The 11,892-nt window shown below is 40.3% G+C and carries 7 protein-coding genes, 2 pseudogenes and 1 riboswitch; of the genes and pseudogenes, 3 read left to right on the forward strand and 6 right to left on the reverse strand.

The genetic code is table 11. The features are described 5' to 3' along the window. Positions 1–49: 49 nt before the first annotated feature. From P4S65_RS11490 to P4S65_RS11500, 3 genes are read right to left on the reverse strand one after another with little or no spacing between them, the layout of a single operon-like run. Positions 50–2,827 (reverse strand): ATPase, encoded by a 2,778-nt coding sequence (locus P4S65_RS11490; RefSeq protein ID WP_337120173.1) that lies wholly within the window; start codon positions 2,825–2,827, stop codon positions 50–52. Continuing rightward, a complete protein-coding gene (locus tag P4S65_RS11495) occupies positions 2,824–3,372 on the reverse strand; it encodes a condensin complex protein MksE (RefSeq protein WP_024605891.1) in 549 nt (182 codons plus the stop codon). The genes P4S65_RS11490 and P4S65_RS11495 overlap by 4 nt, the downstream gene beginning before the upstream one ends. A gap of 3 nt (positions 3,373–3,375) precedes the next feature. Further along, positions 3,376–4,647, reverse strand: coding sequence for a hypothetical protein (locus P4S65_RS11500; protein WP_337120174.1), 1,272 nt, complete (start codon positions 4,645–4,647; stop codon positions 3,376–3,378). A gap of 222 nt (positions 4,648–4,869) precedes the next feature. On the opposite strand from P4S65_RS11500, the pseudogene nhaD reads away from it, so the two are divergent. Further along, positions 4,870–6,116, forward strand: a pseudogene (gene nhaD, locus P4S65_RS11505) (sodium:proton antiporter NhaD). Between the two features lie 101 nt (positions 6,117–6,217). After that, a riboswitch (Lysine riboswitch) is annotated at positions 6,218–6,390 on the forward strand. A gap of 75 nt (positions 6,391–6,465) precedes the next feature. After that, complete coding sequence (gene lysC / locus P4S65_RS11510) at positions 6,466–7,857, forward strand: lysine-sensitive aspartokinase 3 (protein WP_096792875.1); 1,392 nt, start codon at positions 6,466–6,468, stop codon at positions 7,855–7,857. Positions 7,858–7,903: 46 nt separating this feature from the next. Here lysC and P4S65_RS11515 read toward each other — a convergent pair whose 3' ends face one another. Continuing rightward, positions 7,904–8,662, reverse strand: coding sequence for a 4'-phosphopantetheinyl transferase family protein (locus tag P4S65_RS11515; RefSeq protein WP_337120175.1), 759 nt, complete (start codon positions 8,660–8,662; stop codon positions 7,904–7,906). Between the two features lie 141 nt (positions 8,663–8,803). Here P4S65_RS11515 and P4S65_RS11520 point away from each other — a divergent pair, with 141 nt between their 5' ends. After that, the gene (locus P4S65_RS11520; protein ID WP_337120176.1) at positions 8,804–10,126 is read left to right on the forward strand and encodes a sodium-dependent transporter; all 1,323 of its coding nucleotides are present in this window, start codon (positions 8,804–8,806) and stop codon (positions 10,124–10,126) included. A 95-nt stretch (positions 10,127–10,221) separates the two neighbouring features. Here the strand turns inward: P4S65_RS11520 and P4S65_RS11525 are convergent. Then, positions 10,222–11,201 (reverse strand): annotated as a pseudogene (locus tag P4S65_RS11525) (2-hydroxyacid dehydrogenase). A gap of 87 nt (positions 11,202–11,288) precedes the next feature. Next, complete coding sequence (locus P4S65_RS11530) at positions 11,289–11,849, reverse strand: glutathione peroxidase (RefSeq protein WP_008134532.1); 561 nt, start codon at positions 11,847–11,849, stop codon at positions 11,289–11,291. Between the last annotated feature and the right edge of the window lie 43 nt (positions 11,850–11,892).

Here is an 11,892-nt window from a genome sequence, read left to right on the forward strand (position 1 = left end):
CATTTAAACGTCCTAAATATTAGTTTAATAGCCGAGCCTTAATGGCCAATTAACTGTGTTCAACTTCTATCCAATCTTTTTCATCCACCCAGTTTTGTGCACCGTCTTTTACCGAGCGAATCGGCACAATGTAGTCACAACTTATTTGTGGCTTAACTGAGGCAAATATAGGCACAAAACCAAAGCTTAGTGCGGTTTCTATAATTGCTTTTTGATTTTGTGGGTCAATGTCGGCCGCTTCATCTATATAAATTGGTATACGGTATAGGTTTTGTTCTTGGTCACTCAATAAGTAGCGAATAAATAACATGCCACACAATAACTTAATCGTAATACGTGTGCCGTTTGAACCCGCCGAATCTATTTTTTCAAAGTGCTCTGTTTCACCTGCGCGGTTAACCACTTCAAATCGAATATCAAATAAATCGGTAAGTGTTAAACCCGCTTTATCTGATGCGAGTTTAATTAAGTGATCTTTCGCTTCGTTTACCGCACTTTCGCTGTAAGGTTCTTGGCTAAGTAAATCAAGCGTGTCACCTTGCTCAAACTGATGCGAGGTGCTGATAATGGTATCGATACTATCAACCAGCATTTTGCGCGGTATGACGTTAATTTTAAACGCTTGCAGGTTTGAAATTCGGTGCTGGCTTATGCCTTTATTAAAACTGTTCATTTCGCGGCGAAGGCGGTCTAAATCTTCTCGCAAGCCTTTAATAGTTGCGGCCACTTCGGTAAGCGCAACACGCGCTTGGCGCTCAACTGCATCGCGTTCATTATCAATATTATGAAAGGCGCTTATTAGCTTTTGGTATTTAGTATATTCGTCGTTTTCGTTGTCGAATTTAGTAATACCCGCGTTATATACATGCAAATAGGTGTTGCGCACGTTTATGTCAAAATTACGCAGCTCTTGGCAGTCTTTATTAAAGTGATGTACAAGGTCGCTTAAGTTATCAAAGTCGACTGTAATATCAATCATGTACGGGGTTACTTTACCGCTGTATAAATCAAGCGTGTGGTCAATTCGCTCGCTTTTAACTTGGCGTAGGCGCTCAGTTTGGCGATTAATTTGCTCTTGTTTCGATTTAATTAACGAGCGACGATCGGCAATTGAGCCACTATTTTTTTGAATATCTTGCAGGTAGTCGTCAACTTGTTCGCGCTCAGCTAATAACTGCTCTTTTAGCATGGCTTGCGCTTCAACCGACTGCTGCATTATATCAAACTGTTCTAAGCGTTTTAGGGCGCTCTCAGCGCTCATAAGCTCATCGTATAGCGCGTCTTTTTCTTTTTGCTTGTCGGCAACGTTTGCTGCAACATCGCGTTGTTGTTTAAATTCTTTAAGTGAATGCTCAAGTGCACTGAGCTGAGCGGTTAATTGCTCTTTGTTTTCGCCGCTTTGCATTTGCACAGGCGAGAGCTTTTTAAGCTTAATGCTCGCACCTGGCAGAGTTAGTACACCGCCTTTAACGTTTTCGCTAAGTAGCGATAAAAATTCACCAAACGCATCTTCGTCATCAATGGTTATATCGCCATTAGTGGTGGTTGCAAACGAGAGAATATCTGGGTTTAAAATCCGTGATATTTCCTCTACTTCTTTTAACGAGAGGTCTTCGCGCATGCGGGTAAACAAATTAAACTCAAGGTTTTTAAGTTGCAGCTTTAAGCTCTTAATTTGTTTTTGTGTTTCGCTAATGCGGTAGTCAAGCGTATGTAGGCTTTGCCCTTGTGCGCTGGTTATAGAGTGCGAAAGCGACTCGTAATCTTGCTTTAACTGAGTCAGGCTGGTTTTAAGGGTGGCTTTATTTACCAGTTCAAATTCGCTTTTAAGCGCATCGTAATCTAAAAACCACTGCTCAATTTGTGTTTGTCTGCGCTCTATGTCGCGCGATTGCTGTACGTATAGGCTTTGCTTTTGCTCAAACTCGTGTTTTTCGTGCTCTATATCTTCAAGCGCTATACCCAGCTCATTAAGTTGCGATTCTTGATAGGTATCAAAATCAATCAGTGCTTGGTCAATTTTAGGTGCGTATGCGGCTAATTTACCTTTAAGCACGGTTTGGTTTTCAAGCATTGATTCAAGCGCTGCTATTGGCTCTTGCATTGACTCAAGGGCTTTTAATTCGCGTTTTGAGCGATTTACTTTATCAAACGAGCGACGCCATACTTCATAAAAGTCGACTTTAGAGTTCGACATATGACGTTCAAACACGCGTAACATAAAGCGTTTTACGTCGCTTGCGCCTAATTTGTGTAAGTTAAGAATACGTCTAAATATTTCTTTATAAATAGAGGAGTCTTGCACATTATTAAGCGGGATCATTTTTAAGTTAATGTCGCCGTCAAATGGGGTTGCGCCGCCAGTCAGTAGCGCGTTTAGCTCTTGTGCTTTTAACTCAATAGGGTTGTAGTTAAGCGATTTTAAATGGTTGAACAGCTTGGTAAATTTAATAATAGTTTTACCTTGCGTGTACTGCTCTAAATCAAGCTTTCCTTGATAACAAAAGTACTGATGCGCGTAACCGGCAATTTTACCAAGTCCCGCAACGCCTATTACTACCGAGCCATGAGGCAAGTTAGCTTCTAGTAAAATGTACGACTGATCGGATGAAAAATAAAATTTACGAGTTTCATCTAAATCGTGTCCGTCCCATTCGGTTAAGCGCAAATCGTTAATAAGCGGAAACTGCAGAGCGTTAATAACCGAGCTTTTACCTGTGTTATTGGGCGCGCAAATAGAGCTGCTTTTATCAAGCGGGATCACACATTTTGCATAGCCTGCGGTGTTAAGTAGGGCGAGTTTACTCAGTCCGTATAGATTTTTCATTCCTCGTCCTCTGTAATATAGGTTTCTTCGTTTACTTCCATTAATGCATCTATATAGCGGTGAATTGGCGCTTGTAGCATAAAGCCGCCTTCTACTTCACGGGCTAAACCTAGGCGCACCATGCGCAGGTAAACGTCTTTGCGCAAATCAGATCCCGAAAATATCTCAAGCTGATCAAACAAATGTTTGTTAATTTGCACCAGCGTTTGCATAAGCTCTAAATCGTTTACGTCGTCAAACAATGCGCGCATTGGGTCTTTACCCGTATTGGCGTAGTGCTCAATTAAAATGTAAATAGTGAGCGCGATAGCGCGAGATATTTTGCCCATATTGGGTGTACTTTCGTCGCTACCAAAGTAATAAAAGCCACGGCTGTCGTGTTTTAAATCGTTACCCAGGGCGGTAAATAGGGCGGTGTAGTCTTCTATGTGTTGGTCAAGCTCTTGCCACATTACGTTGTCTTGCTCGCAAATGTGATAACCCGCTACTAATTTTTTATTAATGGCTTGTAGATGGGTTAGCTCGTCTAAGTTTATGTGTGTCATGGTTTATTTACCTGCCTTTGGATCTGGCTGAGGCTCTGAATTAAATGGATATAAAGAAAAGTGCTGACCGGCAATTTTTACGCGGGCTTTTTCATCGCTTTGAATTATTTTAATATCGCAGTCGCTGACTAATTTTTGATACAAAAATAGCATTTCGTCGGCATCGAGATCTGGATAGCTTTCGTCTAAAAATTGCAGCAAGGGCTGCGGCTTTTTGCGTTTTTTATTAAAGCGCTTAGCAAAGCTGGTTTTAACATCGTTGTAGTCAGGAATATTAGGCGTAACAAATGCAGGCACGTCTTGTTGATCTGGCAATTGGTATTCTTCGTGTTCAAATTCAACCAAGCTTGCCATGTAAGCCACAATATGGCGTTGCTGACCAAGTGAATATCGCTGTGCGTCGCTTACAAAATGTGGCTGCACCGCACTTAGCATGTTGTCTACGCCATTTTTACGCACAAGCCCGAGTACTTTAGCTGCTTGGCGAGTAATTAAGTTATTACGGCGTAACTCTTCGCGCAGCGGCATAAGCATATCGGCACTTTTACGTAAGCTTTCTCGACCCACTAAATGCATTTCGAGTATACGGGTACGTAATTGCTCAAGCATACGTTTGTCGTTGTACGCTTTACCTGAGCGCTCAATGTGCAGTATTTGCTTACTTATTTGCTCTTCAATGAGGGTAAAACACGCATGAAATTCACCACGAATATCAACCATTTTAAGCATTGGATCTATGTATTCGTCAAACGCTTCTATTACCGCTTTATAACGCTTTTGCAGCGATTGCACCGCATTATTTGATTTGGCTTGTTCAACAATATTTAAAATAGCGTTTTCGTTGTGCGTATAGAGCTTCATTATTTTACGCACCCGATCATCCATAATGCGGCTGTAGCGGCGTAAGTCGTCAAAGTCTTCTATTTCGCCAGCGTTATCTAGGCGGTTGCCTAAACGAGCTAGGTCCTCTACTAGTACGCTAATTTCTTGTGCTAAACCTAAATGCTCTTCTTGCAGTAAAAACGTAGCAAAATCAGCAATAGCACGATTTATTTCAAGCTGAGAGGATTTAGCCAGCGGAATTAAAATATCTTGGTTTAACAAACGATTTGTTTCTTTATAAATGCGTTCGTTTGACCACGTAGGCTGCTTTTGCTTAATCGCGTTTTGTACGTCTTTTAGGCTAAAGTCAGCCATTTTAAAACGTTTAAATAATAGCTCTAATACACCCCAATGTTCGGTTATGGTGTTTAGCAGCTTTTTAGCTGGGATCATAAGGGGTTACAACATCCTAGTATTTTATTATTGAGTTCTTTTAGAAGACTCATTATTACGTATTTTTAATTAACCTTGTCTGTATATAGTATTCGTTTTTAAGACCATTTAATAATAGTTTTTGCATAGAGGCAGTGCTAAAATTCGCGCCGAAAATAGGCACATGAAATGGAATGTTATTTGTGTGTTCTTTAAAACTATATCAAAGGTTGTTTAACTACCATGGTTTCCTCGATTATTCTAACCCTGATAGCGATTGCATTTTTACTGATCGTTATAGAAGATATAATCCATGTCAATAAAGCTAAAACCACGCTGTTTTTTGGTACGCTTTGCTGGATTCTTCTTTTTATATACCCTCTACACGGGCAAAGCCCCGATACGATTCAACACCTCTTAAATGAAAATATTTTAGAAATTGCCTCATTATGGCTATTTTTAATGGCTGCAATGACCTTTGTAGCGTATTTAAATTCAAAGGGGTTTATAGAAAATATTGTGCACCGTGTTATGCCAAAAAGTATTAGCGAAAAAAGCTCATGTTTTTGGTGGGTGGTTTTGCGTTTTTGTTTTCGTCGATTTCAGATAACGTAACAGCGACGCTTATATCGCTTGCGGTTGTTATGTCGTTAAAACTTGAACCTAAAAAACTCATTAAATACGCCACGCTTATTGTGTTTGGGGTTAACTCAGGTGGGGTATCGCTAATAACAGGTGACGTAACCACACTAATGATATTTTTAGATGGCAAAGTAACCATTGCTCATTTATTACTACTTATAGCGCCAGCACTTGCAAGCGTTATGTTGCTAGCCGCGTTACTGTCTATCGGTATGAAAGGGCGTGTTGGGTTTGCTGGTGCAGGTAAAACCCGCATTGAAAAAACCGACATTACCATTTCTGTTATATTTTTATCTACCGTAGTGAGCACACTTACGCTGAGTGTAATTTACAGCGTACCGCCTCTATTAACCTTTTTGTTTGGCTTATCAGTGATGTTTTTAGTGGCGCAATTTTTAATGCGCAAAAAAGACATAAACAAAGACATAATCGATTTTGTTCGCGATATAGAATACGACACATTATTGTTTTTTGTAGGTGTACTTTTACTTGTAGGCGCACTTAAAGAAATAGGTATGTTGAGTAAATTTACCGACTTATACACGGTAATGGCACCAGAATACGCAAACTACTTAATGGGCATATTATCAGCAGGGGTCGATAACGTACCGCTTACTGCTGCATTATTAAAAGCCGATATAGTAATGAGCCAACAACATTGGTTGTCGTTTACGTATGCAACGGGCGTGGGCGGTTCAATGCTTATTATTGGTTCGGCTGCGGGCATTATTGCCATGAGCAAAGTTAAAGCACTTACCTTTATGAGCTACTTGCGTTTATCGCTGCATTTATTAATTTGTTACACGGTTGGATATGCGGGCTCGTATTACATGGGCAGTTTTATTTAACTCATAAATTATTAAATGCTTGACAGCTAGACGTCTAAACGATAACTTTCAAAGCCCCGCTACTTAGTGGGGTTTTGTTTTATTAGCCACTGGTTAATAAAGCATTCAGAAGAGGTGCGATACTTAGGTACTTAATGTTAGGCGACGAAAGCCGATGATCATTAAGGAGGGAAGTACTCGCCGAGGAAAATAATGGTACGTCGTCATTGTTTTTCGGTTTATGGGGCTGAATCCTCAAAACTGTCACCAATATAGGTGGAGAGCTTCTGGCAGTGGACTTATCTTCAAGCATTCCTTTGCCAAGTTCTTCTTGTTTTATTGCGGTTTGGATACCGCGAAAGGAGACTAAATGACTACCCAATCAGTGCCACAAACAGTATCAGGCGCAAAATCAGATTACATCGTTGCCAAATTTGGCGGAACCAGTGTTGCAAATTTTGAAGCGATGAGTCGCTGTAGCGAAATTATTGTTGCAGATAAAAGCGTACGTATTGTTGCCGTGAGCGCCAGTGCCGGCGTAACTAATCACTTAGTTGCACTGTGTAAATCAAGCATTACCTCAAGTGAGCGCCAAGAACACATAAACGGCGTGCTTGCTATTCAACAAACTATTTTAGATGAATTATCGCTAGATGCCGATTTAGCGGTTGGCTTTAGCGAAACCCTAAAAGCATTTCAAACATTGGCTCAAGAGCCACTGACAATCGATCAGCAACATGATGAGCTACTTAGCTTTGGTGAGCGTTTATCGTCGTATTTGTTTGCTCAGGTACTGCGTTTACAAGGTTTAAATGCCGATCGCTTTGATGTGCGCAAGGTGCTTAAAACCGACAGCCAATTTGGCAAAGCAACGCCCAACGTTGCAGCCACAGCGCAAGCTGCTAAAGAGCATTTAATTCCGTTATTAGACACTCAAGTAATTGTAACTCAGGGATTTATTGGTAGTGACGAATACGGTCACACCACAACGCTAGGACGTGGTGGTTCAGACTACAGCGCTGCATTATTAGCTGAAGCAATTAACGCTAAAAGTGTGCATATTTGGACCGACGTAGTGGGCATTTTTAGCACCGACCCGCGTTTGTGCGCAAAAGCGACGCCGATTGCACGCTTAAGTTTTGACGAAGCCGCTGAAATGGCAACCTTTGGCGCAAAAGTATTGCACCCAGCGACTATTTTACCAGCAAGCCGTAGCCACATTAACGTGTTTGTAGGTTCTAGCCGAGAGCCTGAGCGAGGCGGTACGTGGATTGAGCGTGAAAAATCGCAGCAACCAGGTATACGCGCAGTAACGCAACGTAAAAACCAAATTTTGCTTACGCTCAAAAGCCCAGAAATGCTACTAGCAAGCGGCTTTTTAGCACGCGTATTTACACTATTAAGTGAATACAATATATCGGTAGATTTGGTAACCACATCAGAAATCAGTGTAGCTATAACGCTTGATAACGCGCAAAACGCCTCGCGCCCAGAGCTTGATCAAGAATGCCTAGATAAGCTTGCAGAGTTTTGCCATGTTTCGGTAGAAAACAACCTAACATTGGTGGCACTTATTGGCTCTGAGATTCAATTACGCCAACACGAAATGAACTTAATGAGTGTACTAAAAGACTTTAACATTCGATTAATTTGTCACGGTGCTAGTAAGCACAACCTGTGCTTTTTAGTAGAGCAAACTGAGTCAGATAACGTAGTACAATCTATTCATAGCCGTTTATTAGAAAACGATTTTGCTGCGTAAGTAACTGTTATTAAGGGGAATCACCTAGTAAAGTCACTTAATAAAGTTACTTAACAAAATCAGTTAATAAAAAGCATCGCCAGTCGGTGCTTTTTTTATGCATCACACTCACATCAAAACAAACATTGCTGTCACTGCTATCAGCTACAGTAACGCGATTACTGCAAGCACTCAGCTTTGCACTATGTAATTCGTCAAACACATTGGGGCTAAGTAATTTTGCAATAGGGCGGCTGGTGGCTTTAGCAAGTGACTCTTTTAATGTCCAAATTCTAAAAAACGTATCTGCTTGGGCTTGGGTATTAGTAGGCTTGGTAATAAGTGTAATTTCATCATTATGATAAAAATGCTTAGCAAGCTTTTCAAACGGACGTTTTAGGCTTACTTTTTCAATATCAAAACCAAACTCACTTTTATCAAGATTTAGCGCGACCCCAACTAAACCATGCGAGTGCGAAATACAGGTATTAATAACATCACCACTCACATGTATTTGCAGCTTTGAGCTTGCCTCGTCAAATTCGGTACTCATTTTATTAAGGGCTACGTGCGCATGTTGCGGCTGCGCTACTTTAATAAGGTGTTTTAACAATAACCGCGTCGCTAAATACTCTTGCTTAGCTGGCGGGCTTTTACGGCGGTTTATAATAGTTAACTCAAATGGGCTTAAGCAATCGGGTAAATTAAAGTCACTAAGCTCAAGTGTTTTAGCATTAAATAATAAAATACTGTTACTCGCTAAAGACAAATTTGCCAATTGAGTTGAAGTAATACTCAAGGCGTTTTTAAAATAGTGTTCAGTCATAAAAGCCCTAAAGCAAAAGAAGTCGCTGATATTGTGAGCGGTTAACGCCACTAATAAAGGCTGGGTACAATTTTATTACTCAGCTGGCATGAAATATGGTTTAATTCACAATAATCAAAATAATAACAGATTTGTAGATGTATGGCACAAGTGCGTGATGGGTTTCAAAGCCGACTTGGTTTTGTTTTAGCCGCTGCTGGCGCAGCAGTGGGTTTAGGTAATATTTGGGGTTTTCCTACGCAAGCGGCCAACCATGGCGGCGGTGCATTTTTACTGGTTTACTTTATTGTTATATTTTTACTTGCGCTTCCTGCGCTGTATACCGAACTTTATTTAGGTCACAAAGCACAAGCTAATCCTGTAAAAGCATTGGGCGATGCATGGCAAAACACTAACCATAAGGTTGGTGCTGCGGCAGGTTATATAGGCCTTGCGGGCGCAGTTGTTATGCTAAGTTTTTACTCAATAGTAGCTGGGTGGATGCTCTCATACGCTATTGAACCCATAACAACCTTTTTAGGTTTCACAGGCGCAAGCGAGTTTTTACATAGTGACTCAGTGCTGCGTAATTTTGTATTTACGCCGCTTATGCTTATTTTAACAGCCAGTATTATTTTAAAAGGGGTTAAATCGGGAATCGAAACTTGGTCGCGCCGTTTAATGCCACTGTTACTTGTGCTGCTAGTTGGTTTAATTGCCTACATTGCAACACTCGATGGCGCAAGCGAAGGCTTTGCCGCGTATTTAATTCCTGATTTTAGCCAAATACTCGACCCTAATTTAATTATTGCCGCAATGGGGCAAGCGTTCTTTTCGCTCTCACTAGGTGTGGGTTGTATGATGATTTACGGCTCGTATTTACAACCAGATGCTAATTTACCAAAGCTCACAGCAGGTGTTGCACTACTTGATACTGGTGTTGCTTTTTTAGCGGGGTTACTTATTATTCCTGCTATTTATGTGGCGCAGCACAACGGTGTAGAGGTATTTAGTGGCGGTAAATTGATTGGCGAAGGGCAGCTAATTTTTGCTATTTTACCTGCGCTATTTAGCACCATGGGCGAAATTGGCTTATTAGTTGGTTTATTGTTTTTTGTATTAATGTCTATCGCATCGGTTACGTCAACTATATCGACTACCGAAATTCCGGTAGCGTTTTTAGTCGAAAACCATAACGTTAGTCGCAGCAAAGCAACGTGGGCAGTAAGCGCCGTTGTACTTGTGTGTGCAAGCGCAATTATACTAAATTTTGATTGGTTATTTGGTTTGGTAATTATGCTATTTACTCAATACCAATTACCGCTTATGGGTTTATTTTACTTTATTACAGTAGGGTGGATGTGGCAGCGCGGTAATAAATTACACCAAGCAACAACAGGCGTACATTACTGGTTTGCTCAGTATATTCGTTTTGTTTGCCCAATATTAATGACCTTGGTATTTGCAAACGTTGCCTTTGGATAATTTTATCTAAACCCTAAAAATAGATTAATAAAGCGAAGTGAGTTTAAAACGCACTTCGCTTTTTTATACCTGTAATTTAGGTATAGCTTATGTCTTTATAAAACCTCATTAGTTAAAGGTTTACCTTCACTTACTTCAAGCACGTTAAGTAGAGTTGTGTTTGCTATTTCGGTGAGTGCTTCTTGGGTAAAAAAGCCCTGATGCCCCGTTACTAATACATTTTTAAAGCTCACTAAACGCGAAAATATATCGTCTTGGTTTATTTCGTCGCTGTGGTTTTTAAAAAACAGCTCCGACTCTTGCTCGTAAACGTCGAGCCCTAAATACCCTAATTTTTTAGTTTTAAGCGCATTAATACAGGCTTTGCTGTTAAGCAGTGCACCACGAGAGGTGTTAATAAGCATAACGCCGGTTTTCATTTTACTAAATGCCTCGTCATCGATTAAATGATGAGTTTGCTCGTTCAGTGGGCAATGTAAAGAAATCACATCGCTTTGGCTAAGTAAGGTGTCTATATCGGTAATTGTATAATTGCCAGGTTGTGCGTAGGGGTCGCACACTAATACTTTAGCGCCAAAGCCATTTAAAATGTTGCACAGCGCAAGGCCAATTTTACCGCAACCTACAATACCCACGGTTTTATTGTGTAAGTTAAAACCAAGCAATCCGTTTAAATCAAAATTGTCTTCGCGTACGCGGTTATACGCTTTATGGGTTTTACGGCTAAGCGTTAGCATAAGTGCAATACAATGCTCGGCTACGGCCTCAGGGCTGTAAGCCGGGACGCGCAATACCTTTAAGTTATGTGCTTTTGCTGCAGGTAAATCAACGTTATTAAATCCTGCACAACGTAGCAAAATAGTATTTATGCCTTGGCTTGCCAGTTGTTCAATAACAGTGGCGTTTACGGTGTCGTTTACAAATACACATATGGCATCAAACCCGTTTGCTAAAATAGCCGTTTGTTCGCTTAGAGCTTGCTCAAAATACGTTATTTTTATATCACGATTATCGCGTGTACTTTGTTCAAAAAAGGCAGTTCGTACTTTTGAGTACTAAAAAAAGCAATGTTCATGGTAATAGCTCCGACGCTTAAGGAAAAATAATAGTAACATTAAACTACTTTACAAAAACGTGCCTAATTAGTTCTCCTGCTACTAATTTAAGCTTTAAGCGAAGTAAATATAGGTGTTTTAGGCGATATTCTTTTATCACTTTTTGCTGTGTTTACCTTTGCTGCTTGCAGTAGGTTGCTTTCTATTACTTGTTTAAGTGTTTCGGGCTTAGTACGCGGCGCATAGCGAGCAACCTGCTGACCTTGCGAGTTAATTAAAAACTTAGTGAAGTTCCACTTAATTGCACGGTTTTGTGAAATACCCCGAGTATGTGATTTCAAATAATTAAACAACGGGTGAGTTTCTGGCCCATTTACCATTACTTTACCAAATATCTCAAACGAGATATTAAATTGATCTTGGTAAAAGTCTTTAATGGCTAAATTATCAAGCGGCTCATTTTGACCAAACTGATTACACGGAAATGCCAATATTGTAAATCCGCTACTTTTATATTCTTGATATAGTTTTTCAAGCGCACTTAATTGCACCGAAAAATTACACTTACTCGCTGTATTAACAATCAGTATGGTTTTTCCCTGTAGCTTACTAAGAGGAAAGCTTTCGCTGTTGTAAAGTGGTGCATTAAATTGATAAATACTATCCATAGGTTACCTACTTACATTTCCGATTAAGGAAATTTTATAAAGA

It is taken from the genome of Pseudoalteromonas sp. B131b (genome assembly GCF_037162545.1).
Classification (GTDB): domain Bacteria; phylum Pseudomonadota; class Gammaproteobacteria; order Enterobacterales; family Alteromonadaceae; genus Pseudoalteromonas; species Pseudoalteromonas fuliginea.

Excerpts from the sequence above, each read along its gene's own strand:
- P4S65_RS11490 (WP_337120173.1), bottom strand. The coding sequence starts at position 2,827 with ATGAAAAATCTATACGGACTGAGTAAACTCGCCCTACTTAACACCGCA.
- P4S65_RS11495 (WP_024605891.1), bottom strand. The coding sequence starts at position 3,372 with ATGACACACATAAACTTAGACGAGCTAACCCATCTACAAGCCATTAAT.
- P4S65_RS11500 (WP_337120174.1), bottom strand. The coding sequence starts at position 4,647 with ATGATCCCAGCTAAAAAGCTGCTAAACACCATAACCGAACATTGGGGT.
- lysC (WP_096792875.1), top strand. The coding sequence starts at position 6,466 with ATGACTACCCAATCAGTGCCACAAACAGTATCAGGCGCAAAATCAGAT.
- P4S65_RS11515 (WP_337120175.1), bottom strand. The coding sequence starts at position 8,662 with ATGACTGAACACTATTTTAAAAACGCCTTGAGTATTACTTCAACTCAA.
- P4S65_RS11520 (WP_337120176.1), top strand. The coding sequence starts at position 8,804 with ATGGCACAAGTGCGTGATGGGTTTCAAAGCCGACTTGGTTTTGTTTTA.
- P4S65_RS11530 (WP_008134532.1), bottom strand. The coding sequence starts at position 11,849 with ATGGATAGTATTTATCAATTTAATGCACCACTTTACAACAGCGAAAGC.